General features: G+C 71.1%; 23 protein-coding genes. 4 read left to right on the top strand and 19 right to left on the bottom strand.

The genetic code is table 11. The features are described 5' to 3' along the window. Nucleotides 1-26: 26 nt before the first annotated feature. The 17 genes from lpxC to VMR06_RS14615 all read right to left on the bottom strand — a co-directional run bounded on the left by lpxC (nt 27) and on the right by VMR06_RS14615 (nt 18,904). The gene (lpxC, locus tag VMR06_RS14535) at nt 27-938 is read right to left on the bottom strand and encodes a UDP-3-O-acyl-N-acetylglucosamine deacetylase (RefSeq protein WP_325377546.1); all 912 of its coding nucleotides are present in this window, start codon (nt 936-938) and stop codon (nt 27-29) included. A gap of 224 nt (nt 939-1,162) precedes the next feature. Further along, nucleotides 1,163-2,341 (bottom strand): cell division protein FtsZ, encoded by a 1,179-nt coding sequence (gene ftsZ, locus VMR06_RS14540; protein WP_325377548.1) that lies wholly within the window; start codon nt 2,339-2,341, stop codon nt 1,163-1,165. A 167-nt stretch (nt 2,342-2,508) separates the two neighbouring features. Next, nucleotides 2,509-3,744 (bottom strand): cell division protein FtsA, encoded by a 1,236-nt coding sequence (gene ftsA, locus VMR06_RS14545; RefSeq protein ID WP_325377550.1) that lies wholly within the window; start codon nt 3,742-3,744, stop codon nt 2,509-2,511. A gap of 2 nt (nt 3,745-3,746) precedes the next feature. Beyond that, nucleotides 3,747-4,499 (bottom strand): cell division protein FtsQ/DivIB, encoded by a 753-nt coding sequence (locus VMR06_RS14550; RefSeq protein WP_325377552.1) that lies wholly within the window; start codon nt 4,497-4,499, stop codon nt 3,747-3,749. Next, the gene (locus VMR06_RS14555; protein ID WP_325377554.1) at nt 4,496-5,434 is read right to left on the bottom strand and encodes a D-alanine--D-alanine ligase; all 939 of its coding nucleotides are present in this window, start codon (nt 5,432-5,434) and stop codon (nt 4,496-4,498) included. Before VMR06_RS14555 ends, VMR06_RS14550 begins: the two co-directional genes overlap by 4 nt. Next, on the bottom strand, nt 5,431-6,867 hold the full coding sequence (murC, locus tag VMR06_RS14560) for a UDP-N-acetylmuramate--L-alanine ligase (RefSeq protein WP_325377556.1): 1,437 nt from the start codon (nt 6,865-6,867) through the stop codon (nt 5,431-5,433). The genes VMR06_RS14555 and murC overlap by 4 nt, the downstream gene beginning before the upstream one ends. After that, nucleotides 6,864-7,910, bottom strand: coding sequence for an undecaprenyldiphospho-muramoylpentapeptide beta-N-acetylglucosaminyltransferase (gene murG, locus VMR06_RS14565; RefSeq protein ID WP_414648151.1), 1,047 nt, complete (start codon nt 7,908-7,910; stop codon nt 6,864-6,866). Before murG ends, murC begins: the two co-directional genes overlap by 4 nt. Nucleotides 7,911-7,936: 26 nt before the next feature. Further along, the gene (gene ftsW / locus VMR06_RS14570; RefSeq protein ID WP_325377560.1) at nt 7,937-9,145 is read right to left on the bottom strand and encodes a putative lipid II flippase FtsW; all 1,209 of its coding nucleotides are present in this window, start codon (nt 9,143-9,145) and stop codon (nt 7,937-7,939) included. Beyond that, nucleotides 9,145-10,227, bottom strand: a complete 1,083-nt coding sequence (mraY, locus tag VMR06_RS14575) for a phospho-N-acetylmuramoyl-pentapeptide-transferase (RefSeq protein ID WP_325377562.1) — start codon at nt 10,225-10,227, stop codon at nt 9,145-9,147. Before mraY ends, ftsW begins: the two co-directional genes overlap by 1 nt. Next, a complete protein-coding gene (locus VMR06_RS14580; RefSeq protein ID WP_325377564.1) occupies nt 10,217-11,596 on the bottom strand; it encodes a UDP-N-acetylmuramoyl-tripeptide--D-alanyl-D-alanine ligase in 1,380 nt (459 codons plus the stop codon). Before VMR06_RS14580 ends, mraY begins: the two co-directional genes overlap by 11 nt. Next, entirely contained in the window at nt 11,593-13,074 is a 1,482-nt protein-coding gene (locus tag VMR06_RS14585; RefSeq protein ID WP_325377566.1) for a UDP-N-acetylmuramoyl-L-alanyl-D-glutamate--2,6-diaminopimelate ligase, read from the bottom strand. Before VMR06_RS14585 ends, VMR06_RS14580 begins: the two co-directional genes overlap by 4 nt. Further along, a complete protein-coding gene (locus VMR06_RS14590) occupies nt 13,071-14,867 on the bottom strand; it encodes a penicillin-binding protein 2 (RefSeq protein WP_325377568.1) in 1,797 nt (598 codons plus the stop codon). Before VMR06_RS14590 ends, VMR06_RS14585 begins: the two co-directional genes overlap by 4 nt. 117 nt (nt 14,868-14,984) lie before the next feature. Continuing rightward, nucleotides 14,985-15,233, bottom strand: coding sequence for a cell division protein FtsL (ftsL, locus tag VMR06_RS14595; protein WP_325377735.1), 249 nt, complete (start codon nt 15,231-15,233; stop codon nt 14,985-14,987). Between the two features lie 17 nt (nt 15,234-15,250). Beyond that, nucleotides 15,251-16,171 carry a 16S rRNA (cytosine(1402)-N(4))-methyltransferase RsmH gene (gene rsmH, locus VMR06_RS14600; protein ID WP_325377570.1) on the bottom strand — a complete coding sequence of 307 codons (921 nt, stop codon included), beginning with the start codon at nt 16,169-16,171 and terminating at the stop codon, nt 15,251-15,253. Between the two features lie 20 nt (nt 16,172-16,191). Continuing rightward, the gene (mraZ, locus tag VMR06_RS14605; RefSeq protein WP_325377572.1) at nt 16,192-16,638 is read right to left on the bottom strand and encodes a division/cell wall cluster transcriptional repressor MraZ; all 447 of its coding nucleotides are present in this window, start codon (nt 16,636-16,638) and stop codon (nt 16,192-16,194) included. A gap of 297 nt (nt 16,639-16,935) precedes the next feature. Continuing rightward, nucleotides 16,936-17,427 carry a ribonuclease E activity regulator RraA gene (rraA, locus tag VMR06_RS14610; protein WP_325377574.1) on the bottom strand — a complete coding sequence of 164 codons (492 nt, stop codon included), beginning with the start codon at nt 17,425-17,427 and terminating at the stop codon, nt 16,936-16,938. 697 nt (nt 17,428-18,124) lie between these two features. After that, nucleotides 18,125-18,904, bottom strand: coding sequence for a DUF4377 domain-containing protein (locus tag VMR06_RS14615; RefSeq protein ID WP_325377576.1), 780 nt, complete (start codon nt 18,902-18,904; stop codon nt 18,125-18,127). 151 nt (nt 18,905-19,055) lie between these two features. Here VMR06_RS14615 and VMR06_RS14620 point away from each other — a divergent pair, with 151 nt between their 5' ends. Then, entirely contained in the window at nt 19,056-20,129 is a 1,074-nt protein-coding gene (locus VMR06_RS14620) for a hypothetical protein (protein WP_325377578.1), read from the top strand. A 118-nt stretch (nt 20,130-20,247) separates the two neighbouring features. Here VMR06_RS14620 and rpoD read toward each other — a convergent pair whose 3' ends face one another. Then, entirely contained in the window at nt 20,248-22,092 is a 1,845-nt protein-coding gene (gene rpoD, locus VMR06_RS14625; RefSeq protein ID WP_325377580.1) for an RNA polymerase sigma factor RpoD, read from the bottom strand. Between the two features lie 248 nt (nt 22,093-22,340). Beyond that, nucleotides 22,341-22,781 carry a D-aminoacyl-tRNA deacylase gene (gene dtd, locus VMR06_RS14630; RefSeq protein ID WP_325377582.1) on the bottom strand — a complete coding sequence of 147 codons (441 nt, stop codon included), beginning with the start codon at nt 22,779-22,781 and terminating at the stop codon, nt 22,341-22,343. A gap of 161 nt (nt 22,782-22,942) precedes the next feature. Between dtd and VMR06_RS14635 the strand changes: the two genes are divergently transcribed. The 3 genes from VMR06_RS14635 to VMR06_RS14645 all read left to right on the top strand — a co-directional run bounded on the left by VMR06_RS14635 (nt 22,943) and on the right by VMR06_RS14645 (nt 26,219). Continuing rightward, nucleotides 22,943-23,869, top strand: a complete 927-nt coding sequence (locus tag VMR06_RS14635) for a lysophospholipid acyltransferase family protein (RefSeq protein ID WP_325377584.1) — start codon at nt 22,943-22,945, stop codon at nt 23,867-23,869. Nucleotides 23,870-24,126: 257 nt separating this feature from the next. Next, a complete protein-coding gene (locus tag VMR06_RS14640) occupies nt 24,127-25,170 on the top strand; it encodes an ABC transporter ATP-binding protein (RefSeq protein ID WP_325377586.1) in 1,044 nt (347 codons plus the stop codon). Between the two features lie 17 nt (nt 25,171-25,187). After that, nucleotides 25,188-26,219 carry an extracellular solute-binding protein gene (locus VMR06_RS14645; protein ID WP_325377588.1) on the top strand — a complete coding sequence of 344 codons (1,032 nt, stop codon included), beginning with the start codon at nt 25,188-25,190 and terminating at the stop codon, nt 26,217-26,219. Nucleotides 26,220-26,231 lie beyond the last annotated feature (12 nt).

Genomic DNA, 26,231 nt, shown 5'->3' on the forward strand with positions numbered 1-26,231 from the left:
CGGGCGTCCGCTCACCTGTATTTCCCTCAGATCGCCTGCGCCGGATGCGCGTAGGAGATCGGAGCCTTGCTGTCGTCCTTGAACGTGACCTCTTCCCACGCGGTCGCATCCGCGACCAGCGCACGCAGCAGCTTGTTGTTGAGCTCGTGGCCGGACTTGTGGCCGTAGAACGCGCCGATCAGGCTGTGGCCGAGCAGGTACAGATCGCCGATCGCGTCGAGAATCTTGTGCTTGACGAACTCGTCCTCGTAACGCAGGCCGTCCTCGTTGAGGACGCGGTAGTCGTCCAGGACGATCGCGTTGTCCATCGAACCGCCGAGCGCCAGGTTGCGCTCGCGCAGGTACTCGATGTCGCGCATGAAACCGAACGTGCGTGCGCGGCTGACTTCCTTGACGAACGAGGTCGTCGAGAAGTCGATCTCGCTGGTCGAGCTGCGCCGCGTGAACATCGGATGGTCGAAGTCGATCGAGAAACCGACCTTGAAGCCGTCGAACGGCTCGAAGCGCGCCCACTTGTCGCCGCTCTCGACCTTGATCGGCTTCTTGATGCGGATGAAGCGCTTGGGTGCGGCCTGCTCCTCGATGCCTGCCGACTGCAGCAGGAACACGAACGGGCCGGCGCTGCCGTCCATGATCGGCACTTCCGGGGCCGACAGGTCGACGTAGGCGTTGTCGATGCCGAGGCCGGCCATCGCCGAGAGCAGATGCTCGATCGTGGCGATGCGGACCTCGCCCTGGATCAGGGTACTGGAAAGCCGGGTGTCGCCGACGTTCTCCGGGCACGAGCGGATATCCACCGGCGGACTGAGGTCGACCCGACGGAACACGATACCCGTGTCCACCGCGGCCGGCCGCAAGGTCATGTAGACCTTTTCACCCGTGTGAAGACCCACGCCCGTTGCTTTGATGACATTCTTGAGCGTGCGCTGTCTGATCATTTTTATACTGTGACCCCTGGGGCAGGAGCTACAAAAACGCGGGGGATGCTAACACAGCATTTTTTGATCGGACAAGCAAAACGATGCGCGAACCCGACAAGGTGTCGCTATTACGCAACATCTTGCCGGGTTCTGCGGAGACGCGCGCCCGTGCGGACCCGGGAACGGAGTCCGCGCGGGAGACCCGCCCGCCGCGACGCCACGCGGCGGCGGCCGTCGGGCCTTCAGTCGGCCTGACGGCGCAGGAACGCGGGAATGTCGAGATAGTCGCTCGGCACGTCGGCGACGGCGGCCGCGGCCGCGGCGACCGGCGCAGCGGAGACCGCGACGCTGGCACGCTGCGGAATGCCGAGGTAGTCGACTTCACCGGTGGTCGCATTGCGCACGACCTTCATCGGCGCACGCATGACCTCGCGTTCGCGCACCGGCACCGGCTGGCGGACCACGGCCTGGTTGAGTCCGGTCGCGACCACGGTGACGCGGATCTCGTCCTGCAGCTCCGGATCGAGCGCGGTGCCGATGACGACGGTGGCGTCCTCGCTCGCGAACTCGTGGATCACCTGGCCGATGTCGTCGAACTCGCGCATCGTCATGTTGGCGCCGGCCGTGACGTTGACCAGGATGCCGCAGGCGCCGGCCAGGTTGACGTCCTCGAGCAGCGGGTTGTTGATCGCCGCAAGCGCGGCCGCCTGGGCGCGATCGTCGCCGCGGGCCGAGCCCGAGCCCATCATCGCCATGCCCATCTCGGACATCACGGTGCGCACGTCGGCGAAGTCGACGTTGATCAGGCCCGGCCGCGTGATCAGATCGGCGATGCCCTGCACCGCGCCGAGCAGCACGTCGTTGGCGCTCTTGAACGCCGACAGCAGCGTGACGTCGCGGCCGAGCACGGTCAGCAGTTTCTCGTTCGGCACCGTGATCAGCGAATCGACGTACTGGCTGAGCTCCTCGATGCCCTTGTGCGCGACCTGCATGCGCCGGCGGCCCTCGAACGGGAACGGCTTGGTGACGACCGCCACGGTCAGCACGCCCATCTCCTTGGCCAGCTGCGCCACCACGGGCGCCGCGCCGGTACCGGTGCCGCCGCCCATGCCGGCGGTGATGAAGACCATGTCGGCGCCCTGCAGCAGTTCGCAGATGCGCTCGCGGTCCTCGAGCGCAGCCTGGCGGCCGACCTCGGGATTGGCGCCGGCGCCCAGGCCCTTGGTGACGTTCGCGCCGAGCTGCAGCGTGTACTTCGCGCCGCTGTTCTTGAGCGCCTGCGCGTCGGTGTTGGCGCAGACGAAGTCCACGCCCTCGACCTGGCCGTGCACCATGTGGCTGACCGCATTGCCGCCGCCACCGCCGACGCCGATCACCTTGATCACGGCATTCGGTGCCATCTTCTCGATCATCTCAAACATGTTCCCAACCTCCGCTGCTGTATTTCGTTTCAAGGGTTGCTCACCGGAGCCGTGACCGTCCCGGTCCGGTCCGTCCTCGCCGGCTGGCGTGCCGGCGGCTGCGGTCGTTTCGACCGCCACGCGGCGTCTCCTTCGCCGCGGTCGTGCATTGGGGGGCGTCGTGCGCGCTAGAACTCGCCCTTGAACCAGGTGCTGAGGCGGCTCCACAGGCCGCCGACCGACGACACGCCGCCGGTGCCGGCGCGTGCGCCGGCGTCCTGGCGGGCGCCGTGCACGAGCAGGCCGACGCCGGTGGCGTGGATCGGATTGGCGACCACGTCGACCAGGCCGCCCACGTGCTGCGGCAGGCCCAGCCGGACCGGCATGTGGAACAGCTCCTCGGCGAGCTCGAGCGCGCCTTCCATGCGCGCCGCGCCGCCGGTCAGGACGACGCCGGCGCGCACCAGCTCCTCGCGGCCGCTGCGGCGCAGATCGGCCTGCACCATCTCGAAGATCTCCTCGTAGCGCGGCTGCACCGCCTCGGCCAGGTTCTGCCGCGCCAGCCGGCGCGGCGGCCGGTCGCCGACGCTCGGCACCTGGATCGTCTCCTCGGCGTGCGCGAGCTGGGCCAGCGCGCAGGCGTAGCGCACCTTGAGTTCCTCGGCATGGGCGGTCGGCGTGCGCATCAGATGCGCGATGTCGCTGGTCACCTGGTCGCCGCCGATCGCCAGCGAGGTCGTGTGGCGCAGCGCGCCGCCGGTGTAGATCGCGATGTCGGTGGTGCCGGCGCCGAGGTCGACCAGGCACACACCGAGCTCCTTCTCGTCGTCGGTCAGCACGGCGCCGCTGGAGGCGACCGCGGCCGGGATCAGGCGGTCGACCTGCAGGCCGCAGCGGTTGATGCACTTGGTCAGGTTCTGCACCGCGCTGGCGGCGCCGCTGACCAGATGCACGTTGGCCTCCAGGCGCACGCCGGACATGCCGACCGGGTGGCGGATGCCTTCCTGACCGTCGACCAGGTACTCCTGCGCCTCGGTGTAGAGCACGCTGCGATCGGCCGGGATCGCGATCGCGCAGGCGGAGTTGCGTACCGCGTCGAGGTCGGCCTGGGTCACTTCCTTGTCGCGGATCGGCGCGGTGCCGTGCGAGTTCTCGTCCTTGATGTGGCTGCCGGAGATGCTGGCGTAGACCGAGCGGATCTGGCAGCCGGCCATCAGCTCGGCTTCCTCGATCGCGCGCTGGATCGAATGCACGGTCGACTCGATGTCGACGACGACGCCGCGCTTGAGGCCGTGCGCCGGATGCGAGCCGATGCCGATGATCTCGATCGGCTCGCCGCCGCCGTATTCGCCGACGATCGCGACGACCTTGGAGGTGCCGATGTCCAGGCCGACGATCAGATTGCGTTCGCTCTTGCGGTTCATCGTCAGGTTCCGGATGGCGGTTGGGGGCCGGCTGCCGGCAGCGCCGTGCCGGCGGCGCCCGCCCAGCGCACGGCGAAGCCGTTCTCGTAACGCAGGTCGACACTGGCCGGCACGCCGTTGTTGCCCGAGGCCAGGCGCGGCCAGACGTCGAGGAAGCGGTCCAGCCGCTGCTCGGCGGCCTCGCGGCCGAGCTCGACCGTGGTGCCGCTGGCCAGCGTCAGCCGCCAGGCGCCGCGCGCGGACAGGGCGATCTCGCTGACCGCCAGCCCGCTGCCGGAGAACTGGCGCAGGCAGCGGCTGTGGAATGCGACCACCTCGGCGAGCTGGTCGTCCGGCCCGGACAGGCGCGGCAGGCCCTGCAGCTGCTCGGCGCCGGCGACCGTGAACAAGGTACCGGCCCGGCTGATCAGCTGATCCTCGCCCCAGCGCGCGTACGGCAGCTGCTCGTAGACGGTCAGCTCCAGCGTGTCGGGCCAGCGCTTGCGCGCATCGACGCGCGCCACCCACGGCAGGCCGATGACCGCCGCGCGCACGTCGTCCAGGTCGACCGCGAAGAAACCGGCATCGAGCTGCGGCGCGACCGCCGCGCGAATCTGCTCGGCGCTGACGTAGGTGTATTCGGCGTTGACCTGCAGCTGCCGGATCGGCCAGCTGCGCGCGGCGAAGCGCCCGCTCAGCACGCCGACCACCGGCAGGCCGACCAGCGTCAAGGCGATGCCCCAGGCCAGGAGCTTGAGCACGATGCCGCTTCTCACGGCAGCTCCCGGGCCAGGCTGGTCTCGAGGATCCGCCAGCACAGCATGCGGAAGTCGATGCCGACCTGCGCCGCCGCCTTGGGCACCAGCGAGTGGCTGGTCATGCCGGGCGTCGTGTTGACCTCCAGCAGATGGCACTGGCCGGCGCGGTCGCGCATGACGTCGACGCGGCCCCAGCCGCTGCAGCCGATCGCGTCGAACGCGGCCAGCGCCAGGGCGCGCACGGCGGTCTCGGCCTCGTCGTCGAGGCCCGGACACAGGTACTGGGTGTCCTCGGCCACGTACTTGGCGTGGTAGTCGTAGAACGCGCCCTTGGGGACGATGCGGATCGACGGCAGCGCGGCGCCGTCGAGGATGCCGACCGTCAGCTCGTCACCCTCGATCAGCTGCTCGACCATCAGCTCGCCGTCGTAGCGCGCGGCCAGCTCGATCGCGGCCGGCAGGTCGGCCTCGCCGAACACGCGCGTGATGCCGACGCTGGAACCTTCGTGCGACGGCTTGACGATCGCCGGAAAGCCGAGCTCGCGCAGCGCATCGGCGATGTCGTCGCCGCGCGCGAAGGCGACGTAGCGCGGCGTCGGCAGGCCGCGCGCCTGCCACACCTGCTTGGTGCGGATCTTGTCCATCGCCAGCGCCGACCCGAGCACGCCCGAGCCGGTATACGGCACGCGCAGCGAATCGAGCGCGCCCTGCAGCACGCCGTCCTCGCCGCCGCGGCCGTGCAGGATGTTGAACACGCGTGCGTAATGGCCGGCGCGCAGCGCGTCGAGCAGCGCCGGAATGCCGTCGACCGGATGCGCGTCGACGCCGGACGCGCGCAGCGCCTCGAGCACGTTGCGACCGGAATCGAGCGACACCTCGCGCTCGGCCGAGCTGCCGCCGAGCGCGACGGCGACGCGGCCGAACCGGCGTGGATCCTCGACCCGCATGTTCATGCCGCCTCCGATTTCAGATGACCCGCTGCGGCCAGCTCCACCGCCGCGGCGCCGATGTCGCCGGCACCGGCGAGCATCAGCAGATCGCCGTCGCGCAGCAGCGCCGGCAGCACGTGCGGCAGCTCGCGCGGATGCTCGATCACGACCGGGTCGACGCGGCCGCGCGCGCGGATCGCGCGCGCCAGGGCACGCGCGTCGGCGCCGGCGATCGGCGCCTCGCCGGCCGGATAGACCTCGGTCAGGATCAGCACGTCCACCTCCGACAGCACGTTCGCGAAGTCGTCGAGCAGATCGCGCGTGCGCGTGTAGCGGTGCGGCTGGAACGCCACCACCAGCCGCTTGTCGGGCCAGCCGCCGCGCGCGGCCGCGAAGGTCGCGGCCAGCTCGCGCGGATGATGGCCGTAGTCGTCGACCAGCATGACCCGGCCCTCGTCGATCGCCAGGTCGCCGCGCCGATGGAAGCGCCGCCCCACGCCCTGGAACTCGCCGAGCGCCTTGCGCATCGCCTCGGGCTCGACGCCGATCTGCCAGCCGACCGCACAGGCGGCCAGCGCATTGAGCACGTTATGGCGGCCCGGCATGTTCAGCACGACCGGCACCGGCGCCGATTCGGGCAGATGCAGGTCGAACGCCATCCGGTTGCCGCGCTGGCTGATGCCGGTCGCACGCACGTCGGCCTGCGCGTCGATCGCATAGGTCAGCATGCGACGCGGCGCGGCGTCGGCCAGTCGCGCCAGCTCCGGATCGTCGACGCAGAGCACGGCCAGGCCGTAGAACGGCAGGCGGTGCAGGAAGTCGCCGAACGCCTTCTTGACCGCCTCGAAATCGCCGCCGTAGTTCTCGAGATGGTCGGCGTCGATGTTGGTGACGATCGCGACGATCGGCGAGAGCATCAGGAACGAGCCGTCCGACTCGTCGGCCTCGGCGACCAGGTATTCGCCGGTGCCCAGGCGCGCATGCGTGCCGGCCGCGGTCAGCTGGCCGCCGATCACGAAGGTCGGATCGTAGCCGCCCTCGGCGAGCACGCTGGCGACCAGGCTGGTCGTCGTGGTCTTGCCGTGGGTGCCGGCGACCGCGATGCCGCGGCGGAAGCGCATCAGTTCGCCGAGCATCTCGGCGCGCGGAACCACCGGAATGCGCCGTTCGCGCGCGGCGGCGAGCTCGGGATTGTCGGCACCGATCGCACCGGAGACGACGACGACGTCGACCTCGGCCACCGCCTCGGCCTGATGGCCGCGCACGATGCGGATGCCGAGTTCGGCGAGGCGCCGCGTCGTCGCGTTGTCGGAGCGGTCCGAGCCGCTGACCGCGTAGCCGAGGTTGAACAGCACCTCGGCGATGCCGCTCATGCCGACGCCGCCGATGCCGATGAAATGCACGCGGCGGAAGTCCTGCATGATGTCGCCGTGGCGGTGAATGCGCGAAGGCGTCATGCCGCCACCTCCAGGCAGATGTCGGCGATGCGCCGCGCCGCGTCGGGCCGCGCCAGCGTGCGCGCGGCCGCGGCCATCGGGGCGACGCGATCGCGCGCGTCGACCAGCGGGCCGAACGCATGATCGACGCGCTCGGCGAAGCCCTCGCCTTCGGCGACGCACTCGGCCGCGCCGACCGCGACCATCGCCTCGGCATTGCGAGTCTGGTGATCGTCGACCGCATGCGGAAACGGCACCAGGATCGCCGGTACGCCGGCCGCGCAGAGCTCGGCGACGGTCAACGCGCCGGAGCGGCAGACCGCCAGATCGGCCCAGGCATAGGCGGCGGCCATGTCGTCGATGAACGGTTCGACGCGCGCCAGGACGCCGCTCGCGGCATAGGCCGCGCGGGTCGCCTCGACGTGCGCGGCGCCGCACTGGTGAAGCACGTCGAGCGCGCCGCCGTAGCGGCCGAACACCGCCGGCAGCCGGCCGTTGAGGCTCTGCGCACCCTGGCTGCCGCCGAGCACGAGCACGCGCAGCGGGCCGGAACGGCCGGCCAGGCGGATCGCCGGCTCGGGCAGCGCCGCGATCGCCTCGCGCACCGGATTGCCGACCCATTCGGCGCGTCCGTCCGGGAACGCGTCGGCGAAGCCGCTGAGCAGACGCGTGGCATGGCGCGCCAGCAGCCGGTTGGTCATGCCGGGCACGCGGTTCTGTTCGTGCACGACCAGCGGCAGGCGCAGGCTGCGCGCGGCCAGGCCGCCCGGCGCCGACGCGTAGCCGCCCAGTGCGAGCACGCTGCGCGGCCGCAGCCGGTGCAGCAGCCGGCGCGCGGCGAGCCAGGCGCCGAACAGCCGCGGCAGCGCCAGCAGACGCGTGGCCAGACCCTTGCCGCGAACGCCGCCGAAGCCGAGCGTCTGCAGCGGAAAGCCGGCGGCCGGCACCAGGCGCTGCTCGAGGCCGATGCGACCGCCGAGCCAGACCACCGGCACGCCGCGTGCGCGCAGCTCGGCGCCGACCGCGATGCCCGGAAAGATGTGGCCGCCGGTGCCGCCGGCCATGATCAGCACGGGCGCGGTCGCCGCGCTCACGAGCGCACCTCCTCGAGCGTGCCGACCGCGACCGCCTGCGCCGCCGCGTTCTCGGCGCGCGAGACTTCGTAGCTGCAGCGCGCGAGCAGGCCGATCGCGACGCAGGTCATCAGCACGCTCGAGCCGCCCGAGCTGATCAGCGGCAGCGTCAGGCCCTTGGTCGGCAGCACGCCGAGATTGACGCCGATCGACACCAGCGCCTGCAGGATCAGCATCAGCACGACGCCGAACGCGCAGTAGCCGGCGAAGCGCTGGCCGCGCTCGACCGCGCGCAGCCCGATCGTGAAGCCGCGCGCAGCCAGCCAGCCGAACAGCACCAGCACCAGCACGATGCCAGCCAGGCCCAGCTCCTCGGCGAGCACGGCCAGGATGAAGTCGGTATGCGCCATCGGCAGGTAGAACAGCTTCTGCACCGAACCGCCGAGGCCGACGCCGAGCCACTCGCCGCGGCCGATCGCGATCAGCGCCTGGGTCAGCTGGAAGCCGTCGTTGTACGGATCGGCCCAGGGGTCGAGGAACGAGGTCAGGCGCTTGATGCGGTAGTCCTCGCTGAAGGCCACCCATACCATCGCCGGAATCGCCAGGCTGCCGAGCAGCGCCAGGTTGCGCAGACGCGCGCCGCCGAGCCAGACCATGCCGAGCGTGACCGCGACCATCAGCACGGCGCTGCCGAAGTCCGGCTGCGCGAGCAGGACCAGCACCATCAGCAGCGCGATGCCGAGCGGCTTGATCACGCCGAACAGACGCGTCTGCACGCCTTCGCGATGGCGCACCAGATAGCTCGACAGCCACACGATCATGCACAGCTTGGCGGCCTCGACCGGCTGGAAGCCGGAGATGCCGAGATTCAGCCAGCGGCGCGCGCCGTTGATGCGCTGGCCGATGCCGGGAATGAACACCAGCAGCAGCAGACCGAAGCCGGCCAGCAGCAGCAGCACGGCGTGCCGCTCGATCCACTCCAGCTCGGTGCGCGCGACCGCGATCGCCAGGCCGATGCCGAGCGCGAGGAATACCAGATGGCGGTTGAGATAGTAGAACGCGCCGATCTTCTGCCCCTCGGCGACCGCGATCGAGCTGGACGCGACCATGATCACGCCCAGGCAGGCGAGCGCGATCGCCGCCAGCAGCAGGCCAGCGTCGTAGCGGCCGACCGGCTCGCTGCGCCGGGTGGCCTGGGAACTGGCGGAAAAGTCGAACAGCAGCATCAGCGCACCTTCAGCGTCGCCAGGCCGATCAGCACCAGCACCACGCTGATGATCCAGAAGCGGACGATCACGCGCGGCTCGGGCCAGCCCTTGAGTTCGAAGTGATGGTGGATCGGCGCCATGCGGAACACGCGCTTGCCGGTCAGCTTGAAGCTGGCGACCTGGATCATCACCGAGGCGGTCTCGAGCACGAAGACGCCGCCCATCACCAGCAGCACGATCTCCTGCCGCACGATCACCGCCAGCGTGCCGAGCGCGGCGCCGATCGCCAGCGCACCGACGTCGCCCATGAACACCTGGGCCGGGTAGGCGTTGAACCAGAGGAAGCCCAGGCCCGCGCCGGCCAGCGCGCCGCAGAAGATCGCCAGCTCGCCAGCGCCGGGGATCGACGGGATCTGCAGGTAGCTGGAGAACACCGCATTGCCGGCCAGGTACGCGAACGCACCGAGCGCGGTCGCGACCAGCACGGCCGGCATGATCGCCAGGCCGTCGAGGCCGTCGGTCAGATTCACCGCGTTGGAGAAGCCGGCGATCATCAGATAGGCCAGCGGCACGAACAGCAGGCCGAGCGGTATCGCGACCTGCTTGAACAGCGGCAGGTACAGCGCGGTCTCGGCCGGCGTGGTCGCGGTCGCGTAAAGCGCGAGCGCGACGGCAAGCGCGAAGACCGACTGCCAGAAGTATTTCCAGCGCGCAGCCAGGCCGCGGCTGTCCCTGAGCACGAGCTTCTTGTAGTCGTCGTAGAAGCCGATCGCGCCGAACGCCAGCGTGACCGCCAGCACGATCCACACGTAGCGGTTGCGCAGATCCATCCACAGCAGCGTGGACACGCTGATCGCGAGCAGGATCAGGCCGCCGCCCATCGTCGGCGTGCCGGCCTTGACCAGATGCGTCTGCGGACCGTCGCTGCGGATCACCTGCCCGGCCTTGACCTGGGCCAGCTTGCGGATCACGCCCGGTCCGACCAGCAGCGAGACCGCCAGCGCGGTCAGCGCGCTCATGATCGCGCGGAAGGTCAGGTACTGGAACACGTGGAAGCCGCTGATCCAGCCTTCGAGCAGATCGGACAGTTCAAGCAACATGGCGTGCCTCCTGCGTCGCGGCGTCGCCGCCGGACGAGCCGTCGTCGAGCAGCGCGCGCACGACGCGGTCCATCGCGGCCGAGCGCGAGCCCTTGACCAGCAGCACCGTGTCCGGACCGATCAGGCCGCGCAGCGATGCGATCAGGGCGGTCTGATCGGCGTGATGCATCGCGCCGGGACCGAACGCCTGCACCGCCGCGGCGCTGCGCGGACCGACCGCGTGCAGGCGGCCGATGCCGCTGCGCCGCGCCAGCGCGCCGGTCTGCGCGTGCAGCACCTCGCTCTCGGTGCCGAGCTCGCCCATGTCGCCCATGACCAGGATCGTCTCGCCGTGCTCGGCCGCGAGGATCGCGATCGCGGCGGCGAACGAGCCCGGGTTGGCGTTGTAGCTGTCGTCGATCAGCACGGCGCCGCCCGGCAGCACGTGCCGCAGCAGGCGGCCCTGCACGGCCGGCGCCGCCTCGAGGCCGTCGCGGATCGTCTCCAGCGGCACCTCGAGCGCCAGCGCCAGCGCACTGGCGGCCAGCGCATTGAGCACGTTGTGGCGGCCCGGCAGCGGCAGCGCGACGCCGATCGCGCCTATCGGCGTGACCAGCTCGAAGCGGCCCTGGCCGATCCGCTGCGCGTTGACGTCGGCCGACAGGTCCATGCCGTAGCGCAGCACGCGGCGGCCGGCGGCGCGCTCGGCGAAGTAGCCGGCGAACGCGTCGTCGGCGTTGATCACGGCGATGCCGTCGGCCGGCAGGCCCTCGTAGATCGCGCCCTTGGTCTGGGCGACGCCGCGCAGGCTGCCGAGCCGTTCCAGGTGCGCCGGCGCCACGTTGTTGACGAGCGCGATCGACGGCCGCGCGATGTCGACCAGGTACGCGATGTCGCCGGGCTTGCCGGCGCCCATCTCGAACACCGCGAACTCGGCGTCCTCGGGCATCGCCAGCACCGACAGCGGCAGGCCGATCTCGTTGTTGAGATTGCCGGCGTTGACATGGGTGCGGCCGTGCCGCTCGAGGATCGCCGCGAGCAGGGTCTTGACCGTGGTCTTGCCGTTGGAGCCGGTGATGCCGACCACGCGCGCGGTGCTGGCCGCGCGCGCGGCGCGCGCCAGGGCGCCGAGCGCGCGCGCGGTGTCGGCGACGATGACCTGCGGCAGATCGACCTCGACGCTGCGCTCGACCAGGGCCGCGGCGGCGCCGAGCTGGTGCGCCTGGGCGAGGAAGTCGTGTGCGTCGAAGCGCTCGCCGCGCAGCGCGACGAACAAGGCACCGGGCGGCACGCGCCGGCTGTCGGTGGCGACGCCGGCGATCGCGACCTCGGCGCCGACCAGGCGGCCCTGCGTCGCCGCGGCGATCCAGGCCAGGGACTGCCGGATCATCGGCGCGCCTCCAGAGCTGCCTGCGCGACACGGCGGTCGTCGAACGGATGACGCACGCCGCCGACCTCCTGGTACGGCTCGTGACCCTTGCCGGCGATCAGCACGATGTCGCCGCCGCGCGCGCCGCGCACCGCCTCGGCGATCGCCCGCGCGCGATCGCGCTGGACCGTGACGCGGCCGGGCGCGACGAAGCCGGCGAGGATGTCGGCGACGATCGTGTCGCCGTCCTCGCCGCGCGGATTGTCGTCGGTGACCACGACGCGATCGGCCAGCGACTCGGCGATCGCCGCCATCTGCGGCCGTTTGCCGGCGTCACGCTCGCCGCCGCAGCCGAATACGCAGATCAGGTCGCCGGCGCCATGCGCGCGCAGCGTCGTCAGCGCCTTCTCGAGCGCGTCGGGCGTATGCGCATAGTCCACGACCAGCAGCGGCACGTCGTCGTGTCCGCCGAGCCGGCTCATCCGGCCCGGCACCGGCTCGAGCACGGCCAGCGCCGCGACGATCTCGTCGAACGCCACGCCGGCGATGCCGAGACAGGCGACGACCGCGAGCAGGTTGGCGACGTTGAAGGCTCCGAGCAGGCGCGTGCGCACCGGACCTGCGCCCCACGGCGTGTGCAGCTCGAACGCAAGCCCTTCGACGCTGGCCGCGATCGCGCCGGCGCGCACGTCGGCGCGCGGATCGTCCAGACCGCAGGTCACGCGCTGCAACGATTCGGGCAGCTGCACGGCCAGGGCGGCACCGAACGGATCGTCGAGGTTCAGCACCGCGGCGGCGAGGCCCGGGAAACGGAACAGGCCGGCCTTGGCGGCGCCGTAGGCGGCCATGCTGCCGTGGTAGTCGAGATGGTCGCGCGTGAGATTCGTGAACACCGCGACGCTGAACGCCACCGCGTTGACCCGACCTTGCGCCAGCGCATGCGAGGACACCTCCATCGCGACGTCGGTCGCCCCGGCATCGCGGAACTCGGCGAGCAGACGCTGCACCGCGATCGCATCGGGCGTGGTGTGTTCGCCGGGCGCGAGCGCGCCGTACAGGCCGGCGCCGAGCGTGCCGATCGTCGCGGCGCGTCGGCCCAGATGGCTCAGCGCCTGGGCCAGCAGCTGCACCGTGGAGGTCTTGCCGTTGGTGCCGGTGACGCCGACCACGCGCAAGGCCTGCGAAGGCTCGCCGTAATAGCGCGAGGCGATCGCGCCGAGCTTGCCGCGCAGGTCCTCGATGCCGATCAGCGGCACCGTGCCCGGCAGGATCGGCGCATCGGACGGCAGCGGCAGCTCGGCGAGGATCGCCGCGGCGCCGCGCTCGAGCGCCCGCGGCGCGTGCGCGAGCCCGTGCGTGCGTGTGCCGCGCAGCGCGACGAAGGCATCGCCGGACACGATGCGGCGCGAATCCTGTTCGAGGCCGCCGATCACGACGTCGCCGGCGTCGACGACGCCGGCGAGCAGGTCCTTCAGCGATGCCCGATATGCGCGGCTCATTGCGGCACGCCCTCCTCGTAACGCGACAGGTCCGAGGCTTCGTCGGGAACCGGTGGCGGCGGGACCAGGGTGGGCCGGCCGTCTGGCGATCCGGTGTACCAGTTCTGGACGTTGTCGGGCGGCACGTCGAGCAGGCGCAGCGCCTCGGTCATGACCTTGCCGAACACCGGCGCGGAGACCAGGCCGCCGTAGTACGGCGCGCCGCCGCGGCCGCCGCCCGGATCGTGGATCACGACGACGCCGACCAGGCGCGGCTCGGTGACCGGCACCATGCCGGCGAACAGCGACACGTAGCGGCTGTCGTAGCTCCCGCCGGTCGCGCGGCGCGCGGTACCGGTCTTGCCGGCGACGCGATAGTTCGGCACAGCCGCCTTGCCGCCGCCGCCGACCGTCACCACGGTCTCGAGCATCGACACCACGCTCGCCGCGATCTGCGGCGGCAGCACGTCGACTTCCGGGTTGAGCGTGCCCTTGACGAACGTCGGCGGCCGCAGCCGCCCGCCGTTGGCGAGCGCGGCATAGGCCTGCGCCAGCTGCATCGGCGTGACGTTGAGGCCGTAGCCGTAGGAGATCGTCGCCTTCTCGACCGGCCCCCAGCTGCGCGGTGGCGGCAGGAAACCCGGCGACTCGCCCGGGAAGCCGCTGCCGCTGACGTCGCCGAAGCCGAACCGGCGCAGCAGATCGTAGAAGCCCTCGTTGGGCAGGGTCAGCGCGATCTTGATCGCGCCGACGTTGCTCGACTTGGTGATCACGCCGGTGACGTCGAGCAGGCCGTAGTTGCGGATGTCGCGGATCGTGTAGCCGCCGGCCAGCTGGTAGGTGCCCGGCGTGGTGTCGATCGGCGTATGCGGCTGCCACTTGCCGCTCTCCAGGCCGGCCGCGATCGTGAACGCCTTCATCGTCGAACCCGGCTCGATCACGTCGGTCAGCGCCCGGTTGCGCCGGTACGCCGCCTCGCCGCCGCGCGCGTTGGGGTTGTACGAGGGCTGGTTGACCATCGCCAGGATCTCGCCGTTGCGCACGTCGAGCACGACCATCGAGCCGGAGGTCGCGTTGTGGTTGAGGATCGCGCTCTTGAGCTCGCGGTAGGCCAGGTACTGGATGCGCCGGTCGATCGACAGCGTCAGGTCGCGGCCCGGCTGCGCCTCGCGGATCAGCTCGACGTTCTCGACGACCTGGCCGCGCAGATCGCGGATCACGCGCTTGACGCCGGGCTTGCCGGCCAGCCATTCGTCGAACGCCAGCTCGAGGCCTTCCTGGCCGCGGTCGTCGACATTGGTGAAGCCGAGCACGTGGCCGGCCACCTCGCCGCTCGGGTAGTAGCGCCGGAATGCGCGCTCGCTGGCGATGCCGGGGATGTGCATCGCCAGGATCTCCTCGGCGACGTCCGGATCGACCGGGCGCTTCAAGTACATGAAGTCGCGCCCGGCCGACTGCGCGAGGCGCTGGGTCAGCCGCTGCGTCAGCGACTCGATGTCCACCTCCAGCGCGCGCGCCAGATCGGGCAGCCGGTCGCGGCCCTTGTCGAGCACCTCGCGCGGAATCGCCCAGATCGCCTCCACCGGCGTGGACACCGCCAGCGGCTCGCCGTTGCGGTCGAAGATCGTGCCGCGCGAGACCTGGATCGGGATGTCGCGCAGATGCCGCGCGTCGCCCTCGCCCTGGTAGAAGTCCTTGCGGACGATCTGCAGGTCGACCGCGCGCACGATCAGCGCGGTCGAGGCCAGCGCCAGCACCATGACGACGAACGACATGCGCTTGCGCAGGCTCGGCGGTCGCACGCGCACGGTCATGCGGCCGCTCCCGCGCCCGGCCGGCGAAGCCGGGCACGACGCGACGGGCCGGTCGCGAGGACCGCCCGGTCGCGATGCCGGGCGTTGTGCGCGGGAGTGGTTCCCCTCACCGTACGTTCACCGTTTGATGACGACCGTTTCCGCGGCGGTCGGCGACACCATGCCGAGCCGCGCGCGGGCGATTTGCTCTACCCGGTTGTTCTCCGTCCAGGTCGCCTGCTCGATCTGCAGACGGCCGAACTCGAAATTCAGATCGTCGCGCTCGTTGGTCAGCCGGGTCAGCTCGACGAAGCGCTGACGGCTTTCCTGCCGCGCGTAGACCACGCCGATCGCGCTGCCGACCACGGCCGCGGACAGCGCCGTCATGACCAGCACGCGGACGATCACGAGCGCTTCTCCGCGACGCGCAGCACCGCACTGCGTGCCCGCGGATTGGCCGCCAGCTCCGCCGCGCCGGCGAACTGCGCCTTGCCGACCGCCTCCAGCGCCCACGGCGCCGCCTCGACCGGCGGCAGCCCGCGCCGCACCTGCGGCTGCGACCGGTCACCGCGGATGAAGCGCTTGACCACCCGATCCTCCAGCGAATGAAAACTGATCACGGCCAGACGCCCGCCCGGCAGCAGCCGCTCGAGCGCTGCCTCCAGACCGCGCTCGAGCGCGCCCATCTCGTCGTTGACGTGGATGCGCAGCGCCTGGAACGTCCGCGTCGCCGGATGCTTGCCGCGCTCGCGATGGCCGATCGTCCGCGCCACCAGCGCGGCCAGCTCGCCGGTCGTCGCCAGCGGCGCCTCGGCACGGCGCGCGACGATCGCCCGGGCGATGCGCCGGCTGAGCTTTTCCTCGCCGTAGCGCCACAGCACGTCGGCGATCGTCCGTTCGTCGGCCTCGGCCAGCCAGGTCGCCGCGCTCGGTTCGCGCGTCGGATCCATCCGCATGTCCAGCGGTCCGTCGCCCTGGAAGCTGAAGCCGCGCGCCGGATCGTCCAGCTGCGGCGAGGAGACGCCCAGATCAAAGAGCACGCCGTCCAGGCCCGATTGCGTTTCCGGCCACTGCGCGAGTTCCGCGAAGCTGCCGTGCCGGATCCGCACGCGCGGATCGGCGCCGAACGCATCGGTGGCCGCGGCGATCGCCTGCGGGTCGCGATCCATCACCAGCAGGCGGCCTTGCGGCCCGAGCCGGCCGAGCACCTCGCGCGCGTGACCACCGCGACCGAACGTGCCGTCCAGATAGATCCCGTCCGCCTTCACGCGAAGGCCCTCCACCGCTTCGGCCAGCATCACCGGCAGGTGCTGTTGGCCGCTCACCGCCTCGTTTCGCCGATCCGTCACAAGCGCAGGTCTTCCATGTCCTCCGTGATCTGCGCCTCGCCGATCGTTTCGCGGATCTTGGCGAGGTGCGCCTGCTCGCTCCACAACTCGAACTTGTTGCCCATGCCGAGCAGCACGGCCTTCTTCTCCAGTCCCGCCGCACCGCGCTGGCTGGCCGGCAACTGCACGCGGCCGCTGCCGTCCGGCTCGACGTGAGCCGCGGCACCGACCAGCTTCATCTGCAGATTGCGATGCACCGCCTTGACGCTCGGCAGCGCATTGACCTCGTCGCGCACCCGCTCCCATTCCTTTTCGGGGAAGATCCACAGACAGCCGTGCTCGAAAGGGTTGTAGGTGACGACCAGGCGGTTGCCGCTGACGCGCGCGACGGCCTCCCGGTGAGCCGCGGGTATCGCTACCCGGCCCTTCTCGTCGAGCGTGACTGCGGTTTCGCCCTGGAACATGTTTTTCGCGAGGCTCTGGCCACAAAACACCACAAAACACCACTACATCCCACCTTATGTCGCGCTCCGGGACCTGTCAAGGAAAATCCCGTGACGATTCGTGACGTTCAGCCAATGACTTAGGCCATCGCGAACCCGCCATGGAGCGGCCCGGCGCGAGCGCGCCGGCGCCGGCAGCGGCGGCATCGGCCATCAAGCCTGCGCAGGAGGTTCGAGGAGGTATACCGATCCCGGATTGCGCCCGGCCGAGGGCGCGGCCGGGGCGATCGGCGGCCCGGACGGACCGCCGGGCTGCCGCTATGCCGACAGCAGATCGCCGTCGGCGACGATGACGCCGTTGAGATCGGCGTAGAGCCAGAGACCGGGCACGAAACGCAGGCCGGCGAAGCGCACCGGCACGTCGACGTCGCCGAGGCCGCGCTTGTCGGTCTTGCGCGGATGGGTGCCGAGCGCCTGCACGCCGAGCGCAAGCCGGCCGAGCGCGTCGACGTCGCGCACGCAGCCGTTGATCAGCAGACCCGCCCAGCCGTTGGCGGCCGCGGCGGCCGCGATCTGATCGCCGAGCAGCGCGCAGCGCATCGAGCCGCCGCCGTCGACGACGATGACCTGTCCGTCGCCGGGCTGCGCCGCCAGTTCCTTGACCTTGGAGTTGTCCTCGAAACAGGCCACCGTGACGATGCGCCCGGCGAACGCGCTGCGGCCGCCGTAGCTGCGGAACAGCGGCTCGGCCACCTCGATCCGATCGGGGTGGGCGTCGCACAGATCGGGCGTGGTGAAGGCGGGCGTCACGGGCGATGACCGGCGAACGACGAAGACACTAGCGTAGCCGAAGGTCCGCCTCGCTCACAGCCGAACCGGCCGGCCTGCGTCCGATGCGCACCGCGGCGAAGGCCGTGACGTCCGCCCGCGCCGCGCGGCGGCATGCGATGCACGGGGCCGGCGCGGACCGGAGCCGCCGAGCGAAGATGGTGGGCCGTGTAGGGCTCGAACCTACGACCAAGGGATTATGCGTACCACTTCGGCTTTCGCCGCCCGTTTCCGGTTCGTGGTCTGGACTCTGTCTTGCCTTTCGGCCTTCCCGTCGAGTCTCTACACGTTCTCCCTCGCGGGAGCTTCGCTCGGCGTTGGCATGGCGGCGCTGCCGCGTTAGCGTCCACCGAATTTGAGAAGTTCTACTGCGGGACAGGACGCGCCTATCCCGAGCAACCCGTGCGGAACCGACCGTGCGCCGAGGCGTTTAGGTCCGCTCCTCCAAGTCCCCTGCTCTAACCGACTGAGCTAACGGCCCGAAGCGGCCGATTCTCGCACGCGGGCCAGCGACTGCAAAGGCGACCGGGTTCGCGGGCGGCGCCATTGCGCCCGCGACACGTCTCGTCGGCGGCACCACTGGTCACGGCTGCGCGGCAGGAGATCGCCGCCGGCACAAGCCGGGCCTGCGATGCGCGGATCGGCGGCAGCCGCGCACCGCGCCGCGACGCGGGCGGCGCTAGGGCGTAACGACCGCCGACTCGACGATCGCATCGAGCACATAGGCGGTCTGCGGCATGCCCGGCTTCGGATCGGCGATCCGGTAGCGCATCACGCGCAGCACGCTGCGCACGCCGTTCTCGTGCGCATAGCCTTCGATCGGCTCGCGCAGGATCTGCCAGGGGCCGGGCTCGCCGACGGCCAGACCCGCCGCGTCGTAGCGGCGCTCGCGCACGTTGAGGCAGGCGCCGACGCCGGCCGTCGAGTCGGCGCAGGCGGCCGTGCGCGGCGCGACCTCGAAGAACATGCGTTCGCCGGCATCGCCGTAGCGCGCCGCCGCGGTCAGCCGGCCGGCGAAGCGCAGCCGATCGCCGTGTGTGTTGACCAGGAGCAGGGCCGGGACGCTGCCGGCCGTCTGCAGCGTCAGCGCCGAGCGGCCGCGCAGACGGTCGCCGATCGCCGCATCGAGGCCGGCGACCGCCGGATCGGCGCAGGCCATCATCGTCTGCACCAGGTCCTCGACGACCAGATGGCCGTCGGCGAGCGCGTAGGCGCCGCCGATGCGGTTGCAGGCGTGGTCGATCGCCAGCCGCGTCTCGTCGAAGTCGATCTGCAGCGGCTGCTGCGGGCGTGCGAACAGCGCGCCGATGCGCGCGCCGCCGGCGTCGCGGGCGTCCTCCAGCGACCAGTGGTGGCGCATCAGCACCGCGCGCTCCGGCGGTCCGGGCGGATCGGCGACACGGGCAGCGGGCGCGCACGCTGCGAACGCGAGCGGCAGCAGCCAGGCGAACGGTCTCATCGGCATCTGCTCCTGCGGGGACGGCCTACAGTATGCCGAGCGACACGGGTGCGGTCGCCCGGCGGCGGCTATGCTGGCCCGCATGTCCGCACCCTCCGCAGTACCGCCCGCCTCCGCGTCGCCGCGGCGACGCGCGCTCCGCCCGCTGGGCATGTTCGCCCTGGCCTTCGCCAGCGGCGCGAGCGGCGTGCTGCTCGGCCGCTACGCGGCACGCCATGCCGGCTGGAGCCTGACGGGCCTGCTGTCGCCCTGGGACATCGCCGGGGTGCTCGCCGTCTGGCTGGCCGCCGTCTTCGTCCACGAGGCCGGACACTGGACCGGCGGCCGCATCGGCGGCATGCGCCTGGTGCTGATGACGGTCGGCCCGTTGCGCCTGACCCGCGATCCGAGCGGATGGCGGCTCGGGCTGTTCCTGCGGCCCGGCGTGTTCGGCGGACTGACCGCGATGGTGCCGGCCGGGGCGCGCCCGGTGGCGCCGCAGCTGCAGTCGATGATCGCCGGCGGACCGCTGGCGAGCCTGCTGCTGGCGGGTGCCGGACTGGGCGTGCTGGTGGCCGCGAGCGGGCGCATCGCGCTCTACGGCGGTGCGGTGGCCGTGGTCTCCTGCTTCCTGTTCGCGATCACCGCGATCCCGCTGCGGATCGGCGGTTTCCTCAACGACGGTGCGCAGTGGCGCGAGCTGCGCCGCGGCAGCCCGGCGGCACAGCTGCGCATCGTGCTTGCCGCGCTGTCGGCACAGAGCCTGTCCGGCACCCGGCCACGCGATCTCGACGGCGCCGCCCTCGCACGTGCGCATGCGCTCGACGACGGCAGCGACGCGCTGTGCAGCGCCGGACTGCACTTCTTCGACTACGCGATCGCCAGCGACCGAGGCGACCCGGCCGGCGCCGCAGGCGCGCTGGAGCGGATCGCCGCGCGCATCGACGAGATCCCGCAGGGTCTGCGTCAGGCCTATGCGATCGAGCTGGCGTATTTCGAGGCCGCACACCGCGGCGATGCCGGCCGGGCGCGGACCTGGATCGAGCAGGCGCGTGGCGGCCTGGTCGAGCCGGCGGTCAGAGCGCGCGCAACCGCGGCTGTGGCGCTGGCCGAGGGCCGCCGCGACGCGGCGCTAGAGGCGCTCGACGAAGCCGAACGCGCGCTGCGCCGCCACGTCGATCGCGGCGGCGCGCAGCTGCTCGCCGATCAGCTGCACGCTCTGCGCGAGCGGCTGGCCGACCGCTGACGGACCGGCCCGGCGCCGGCCGCTCGGTCTTGGATCGGATGGAGCGATACGGCGTCCGACGCGCGCCGGAACGAAAAAGCCCGCCGAAGCGGGCTTTTTCATCAGACGCCGGGACCGCTCACTCGATGTCGAGGAACGAGCGCAGCTGCTCGGAGCGGCTCGGATGGCGCAGCTTGCGCAGCGCCTTGGCCTCGATCTGACGGATCCGCTCGCGCGTGACGTCGAACTGCTTGCCGACCTCCTCGAGCGTGTGATCGGTGTTCATGTCGATGCCGAAGCGCATGCGCAGCACCTTGGCCTCGCGCGGCGTCAGACCAGCCAGCACGTCGCGCACGGTCTCCATCAGGCCGATGTTGGTCGAGGACTCGACCGGCGAGACGATGCTGGTGTCCTCGATGAAGTCACCCAGATGCGAGTCCTCGTCGTCGCCGATCGGGGTCTCCATCGAGATCGGCTCCTTGGCGATCTTGAGCACCTTGCGGATCTTGTCCTCGGGCATCTCCATCTTGACCGCCAGCTCCTCCGGCGTCGGCTCGCGCCCCATCTCCTGCAGCATCTGCCGGCTGATGCGGTTGAGCTTGTTGATCGTCTCGATCATGTGCACCGGGATGCGGATCGTGCGCGCCTGATCGGCGATCGAGCGCGTGATCGCCTGGCGGATCCACCAGGTCGCGTAGGTCGAGAACTTGTAGCCGCGGCGGTATTCGAACTTGTCCACGGCCTTCATCAGGCCGATGTTGCCTTCCTGGATCAGGTCGAGGAACTGCAGGCCGCGGTTGGTGTACTTCTTGGCGATCGAGATCACCAGACGCAGGTTGGCCTCGACCATCTCCTTCTTGGCGCGGCGTGCCTTGGCCTCGCCGATCGACATCGCGCGGTTGATCTCCTTGATGTCGGCGACCGACAGGAACAGGCCCTTCTCGATCGCGACCAGCTTCTGCTGCTCGGCGACGATGTCGTCGCGGTGCGCCTTGACCGCCGGCGACCACTTCTGGCGCTTGCGCGCGAGCTCGTCGGCCCACTCCAGATTGATTTCGTTGGTCGGGAACAGCTTGAGGAAGTCCTTGCGCGGCATCTTGGCCTGCTTGATGCACACGTCCATCACCGCGCGCTCGTGGTGGCGGATGTTGGCGACGACGTCGCGCAGCTTGCGCACCAGCGCCTCGACCATGACCGCCGGCAGCTTCAGGCGCAGGAACTCCTCGGCCATCTGCTCGCGCAGCTTCTGCGTCTTGCGGTCGGCCAGGCCGTGCTTCTCGGCCGCCTTCTGGAACTTCGCGTAGCCCTGGCGCAGTTCGTCGAAACGGCGCGCGACCTCGACCGGATCGGGACCGGTGTCGCCCGGGCCGGCTTCCTCGCCTTCGGCCTCCTCCTCGTCCTCCTCGACCTCCTCGTCGGAGCCGGCGACCTCGGCCTCGGCGACCTCGACGCTCGGCTCCTCGATGTCGGCGAAGCCGGCGATGACCTCGGACAGGCGCTTCTTGCCTTCGGTGTGCTGGTCGTATTCCTCGACCAGCAGCTGGATCGACCACGGGAAGCTCGCCAGGGCCGACTGGACCTGGTTGAGGCCTTCCTCGATGCGCTTGGCGATCGCGATCTCGCCTTCGCGCGTCAGCAGCTCGACCGTTCCCATCTCGCGCATGTACATGCGCACCGGATCGGTGGTGCGGCCGACCTCGGCGTCGACCGCGCTCAGCACGGCGACGGCCTCCTCGGTGGCGGTCTCGTCGTCGGCGCTGGCCGGCGCATCGGGACGCAGCAGCTCGACATCCGGGGCGATCTCGTGAACCTCGATGCCCATGTCGTTGATCATGCCGATGATGTCCTCGATCTGCTCCGGATCGACGATGTCGTCGGGCAGGTGGTCGTTGACTTCGGCATAGGTCAGGTAGCCCTGCTCCTTACCCTTGATGATCAGGGTCTTGATCTCGGACTGCTGCTCCTGGTTGTGCTCGCTGGCCATGTAGGTGGTGATCCCGGGAAGGCAAAGGAAATGAGTATAGAAACGGTGTCAAGGGTGGCGCGGGCGATCCGGCCCGGCCGCGCGCCGCCCCGGCTGGACGGCCGGGCCTGGTTCTGGAGAACGCCAAACGGCGGCCCCGCCCGTCATCCCGCAACGGAAATTCACATCGGGGGGCGGGGTCCGGGGAGCCTGCCCGGCTACAGATGGGACCGCTGCGGCCCTTTTCCAGGCCCGGGGCGGCCGCGCGGTCAGCGCGTCTCCAGCCAGAACGTGACCGGGCCGTCGTTGGTCAGCGCGACCTGCATGTGCGCGCCGAAGCGCCCGGTCTGCACGTCGGCGTGTGCGGCCCGCGCCTGCTCGACCAGGCGCTCGAACCAGTGCCGGCCGTGTTCGGGCGTCGCCGCCGCGGTGAAGCTCGGACGCAGTCCGCTGCGCGTATCGGCCGCCAGCGTGAACTGCGGCACCAGCAGCAGGCCGCCGCCGGTGTCGCGCAGCGAGCGATTCATGCGCCCTTGTGCGTCGGCAAAGACGCGGTAGCCGAGCAGGCGCTCGAGCGTGCGCCCGGTCTGCGCCTGACCGTCCTGCGGCTGCACCGCGACCAGGGCCAGCAGCCCGGCACCGATCCGGCCGACCGTCTCGCCGTCGACGCTGACGCTGGCCTGGCTGACGCGCTGGATCAGGGCGATCACGAGGGGCTCCATCGGACGGGCCGGCATCCTCGCCGCTGCCGCGCGGCACGGTCAACCCGGACCGGCGCGACGGCGGCCCGCCACCGGCAGGCGGGGCCGGCCCGAGCACGGCCCGGGGGTCGGCTTTTCGGCGGCGAGTCCCTACTATCGCGGGTTCGATCATGACCACGCCTCGACTCTCCCCGTTTCTCGCGCTGCTGTACGGCGGCCTGCGGCTGTTCGGCCGGCTGTCGCTGCGGACGCTGCACCGGCTCGGCAGTGCCTGCGGCAGCCTGATCTGGCTGCTCGACGGGCGGCTGCGCCGGGTCACCGAGCGCAATCTCTCCTTGCTGTTAACGCAAGACAGCGCCGAAACCAGACAGGCCATCGCGCGTGCCGTGCTGCGCGAGACCGGCAAGTCGATGACCGAGGTGGCGATCGTCTGGGCCGGCTCGCCGCAGCGTGCGCTGGGCCTGGTCCGCGAGGTGCGCGGACTCGAACACCTGGAAGCGGCGCGCGCGGCCGGCCGCGGCCTGATCATCGCCGCCCCGCACCTGGGCTGCTGGGAATTGCTGAACTACTGGCTGGCCGAGCGCATGCCGCTGTCGATCGCCTACCGGCAGCCGCAGCGTCCGTACTTCGAGCCGCTGCTGCTCAAGGCGCGCGGCGCGCTGCAGGTCGAGCAGGTCCGCGCCGAGGGCGCCGGCGTGCGTGCGCTGTATCGGCGTCTCAACGCCGGCGGCGTGGTCGGCATCCTGCCCGACCAGCGCCCCAAGCGCGGCGAAGGCGAGTTCGCGCCGTTCTTCGGCATACCGGCGATGACGATGGTGCTGCTGCCGCGGCTGGCCCGCCACACCGGCGCGCCGGTCGTGTTCGCGTTCGCCGAACGCCTGCCCGACGGCGCGGGCTTTCGCATCCACCTGCTGCCGGCACCGGCCGGCATCGCCGATGCCGATCTCGGCGTCGCCTGCGCCGCGCTCAACCGCGGTGTCGAGGATTGCGTGCGGATCGCGTTCACGCAGTACCAGTGGACCTACAAGCGCTATTCGATCCAGCCCGACGGCCAGCCCAACCCGTATGCGGCTGCGGCCGCCGGCGACGAGGACTGAATGGACCGGCCGACGCCGGTGTCCGCGCGGCATCGATGCGGTAGGATGCAGGGCCGCCCGCGATGCCCCCTGCGCGTCGCCTGCCAGCTCCCCGCCGGTCGAGCCAGCTGCGGTCGGTGCGCATCGCGCACCGCATCGAATCCCCGTCACTCCCGCAAGGTTTTCTCATGCGCAGCAACCGGGCAGACGAGCCGCCAGCGGCGCCCGCCTCCGAGTCCCGCGGCCTGCGGTCGGGGTCGCGTGCCGCCGCCCTGGCGGTGGAGAACCTGCGCCAGGTCTACGGCGACCGCGTCGCGCTGGACGGCGTCAGCTGGCAGGCCGCGGCCGGCGAAACAGTCTGCCTGCTCGGCCACTCGGGCTGCGGCAAGACGACCCTGCTGCGCCTGATCGCCGGCCTTGAAAGTCCGACGGCGGGGCGCGTCCTGCTCGACGGCGAGGAGGTCAGCGGGCCACGGCGCCACCTCGCCGCCGAGCATCGCGGCATCGGCCTGGTATTCCAGGACTACGCGCTGTTCCCGCACCTGAGCGTGCTGGCCAACGTGCAGTTCGGCCTGCGCGAGGGCCGCGCGGCTGCGCGCCGTGCGATCGCGCTGGCGGCGCTGGCGCGCGTCGGCCTGCAGACGCACGCCGATGCGTATCCGCACACGCTGTCGGGCGGCGAGCAGCAGCGCGTGGCGCTGGCGCGCGCGCTGGCGCCGCAGCCGCGGCTCCTGCTGATGGACGAGCCGTTCTCGAACCTGGACCGCCGCCTGCGCGACCAGGTCCGCGAGGACACGCTGGCGGTGCTGTGCGAGGCGGGCACGACCGCGGTCATCGTCACGCACGACCCGGAGGAAGCGCTGCGCATCGCCGACCGCATCGTGCTGCTGCGCCGCGGCCGCGTCGAACAGGACGACACGCCCGAAACGCTGTACCGGACGCCGGCGACGCTGTTCGCGGCGCGCTTCTTCTGCGATCTCAACGAAATCCCCGCCGTCTGCCGCGACGGCGCGGTCGCGACGCCGCTCGGCCGTTTCGCCGCGCCGGACTTCGCCGACGGCACCGCCGTGCGCGTCTGCGTGCGGCCGCAGGACCTGGCGCCGGCCGACGCGCCCGATGCGGTGCGCGGCCAGGTGATCGAGCGCGTGTTCCTCGGCGAGAGCGAGCAGCTTCAGATCGCGCTCGACGGTCTGGCGCAACCGCTGCGACTGCGCCGGCACGCGGCCGGCACGCCGCTGCGGCCCGGGACGGCGCTGGGGCTCGCGGTCGACGCCGCGCACGTGCTGATCTATCCCGCCGCCCCCTCCCCTTTCCCACGATGACGAGTACGCCCATGACGATGTCCTCTCGCCTTCGCCGCCGCAGCGCGCAGCTGCTGCTGAGCCTTGCCGCCGCGTTCGGCGCCCAGGCCGCCGCGGCCGCCGAAGTCAATCTCTACACGACGCGCGAGCCCGGCCTGATCCAGCCGCTGCTCGATGCGTTCACCGCGCACAGCGGCGTCAAGGTCAATACGGTCTTCGTCAAGGACGGCCTCGCCGAACGCGTCGCCGCCGAAGGGCGCCGCTCGCCGGCCGATGTGCTGATGACCGTGGACATCGGTAATCTGATCGACCTGGTCGACAAGGATCTGGTGCAGCCGGTGAAGTCGCCGACGCTCGAGCGCGCGATTCCGGCCCAGCTGCGCGATCCGGATGGCCGCTGGTTCTCGCTGTCGCTGCGGGCGCGCGTCCTGTATGCGTCGAAGGATCGCACCGACCTGACCGCGATCCGCTACGAGGAACTCGCCGATCCGCAATGGAAGGGCCGCATCTGCATCCGATCGGGCCTGCATCCGTACAACACCGCGCTGATCGCCGCCTACATCGCCCACCATGGCGAAGCGGCCGCCGAGACCTGGCTCAAAGGCGTCAAGGCCAATCTCGCGCGCAAGCCGGGCGGCGGCGATCGCGAGGTCGCGCGCGACATCCTCGGCGCACTGTGCGACATCGGCATCGCCAACTCGTACTACGTCGGCCGCATGCGCAGCGGCAAGGGCGGTCCCGAACAGCAGACATGGGGCGATGCGATCCGCGTCGTGCTGCCGACGTTCGAGGGCGGCGGCACCCAGGTCAACGTCTCCGGCGCCGCGGTCGCGCGGCACGCGCCGAACCGCGAGGCGGCGGTGCAGCTGCTCGACTATCTGGTGTCCGAGGCCGCGCAGAAGATCTACGCGACGATCGATTTCGAGTATCCGGTCCGCGCGGACGTCGCCGCCGATCCGATCATCGCCGGCTTCGGCACGCTCGAGCCCGACTCGCTGCCGCTGACCGAGATCGCGCGCCACCGCAAGGCGGCCAGCCTGCTCGCCGAGAGGATCGGCTTCGACAACTGATCCGCGCGCGCG

This window comes from Dokdonella sp. (assembly GCF_035511235.1).
Lineage (GTDB): Bacteria > Pseudomonadota > Gammaproteobacteria > Xanthomonadales > Rhodanobacteraceae > Dokdonella.

Coding starts and splice junctions, on each gene's coding strand:
- VMR06_RS14615 (WP_325377576.1), bottom strand. CDS start 18,904: ATGAGACCGTTCGCCTGGCTGCTGCCGCTCGCGTTCGCAGCGTGCGCG.
- murC (WP_325377556.1), bottom strand. CDS start 6,867: ATGACGCCTTCGCGCATTCACCGCCACGGCGACATCATGCAGGACTTC.
- VMR06_RS14620 (WP_325377578.1), top strand. CDS start 19,056: ATGTTCGCCCTGGCCTTCGCCAGCGGCGCGAGCGGCGTGCTGCTCGGC.
- rpoD (WP_325377580.1), bottom strand. CDS start 22,092: ATGGCCAGCGAGCACAACCAGGAGCAGCAGTCCGAGATCAAGACCCTG.
- VMR06_RS14590 (WP_325377568.1), bottom strand. CDS start 14,867: ATGACCGTGCGCGTGCGACCGCCGAGCCTGCGCAAGCGCATGTCGTTC.
- VMR06_RS14645 (WP_325377588.1), top strand. CDS start 25,188: ATGTCCTCTCGCCTTCGCCGCCGCAGCGCGCAGCTGCTGCTGAGCCTT.
- ftsZ (WP_325377548.1), bottom strand. CDS start 2,341: ATGTTTGAGATGATCGAGAAGATGGCACCGAATGCCGTGATCAAGGTG.
- VMR06_RS14580 (WP_325377564.1), bottom strand. CDS start 11,596: ATGATCCGGCAGTCCCTGGCCTGGATCGCCGCGGCGACGCAGGGCCGC.
- murG (WP_414648151.1), bottom strand. CDS start 7,910: ATGGCCGGCGGCACCGGCGGCCACATCTTTCCGGGCATCGCGGTCGGC.
- ftsL (WP_325377735.1), bottom strand. CDS start 15,233: ATGACGGCGCTGTCCGCGGCCGTGGTCGGCAGCGCGATCGGCGTGGTC.
- mraZ (WP_325377572.1), bottom strand. CDS start 16,638: ATGTTCCAGGGCGAAACCGCAGTCACGCTCGACGAGAAGGGCCGGGTA.
- lpxC (WP_325377546.1), bottom strand. CDS start 938: ATGATCAGACAGCGCACGCTCAAGAATGTCATCAAAGCAACGGGCGTG.
- VMR06_RS14585 (WP_325377566.1), bottom strand. CDS start 13,074: ATGAGCCGCGCATATCGGGCATCGCTGAAGGACCTGCTCGCCGGCGTC.
- ftsA (WP_325377550.1), bottom strand. CDS start 3,744: ATGAACCGCAAGAGCGAACGCAATCTGATCGTCGGCCTGGACATCGGC.
- mraY (WP_325377562.1), bottom strand. CDS start 10,227: ATGTTGCTTGAACTGTCCGATCTGCTCGAAGGCTGGATCAGCGGCTTC.
- ftsW (WP_325377560.1), bottom strand. CDS start 9,145: ATGCTGCTGTTCGACTTTTCCGCCAGTTCCCAGGCCACCCGGCGCAGC.
- VMR06_RS14635 (WP_325377584.1), top strand. CDS start 22,943: ATGACCACGCCTCGACTCTCCCCGTTTCTCGCGCTGCTGTACGGCGGC.
- VMR06_RS14555 (WP_325377554.1), bottom strand. CDS start 5,434: ATGAACATGCGGGTCGAGGATCCACGCCGGTTCGGCCGCGTCGCCGTC.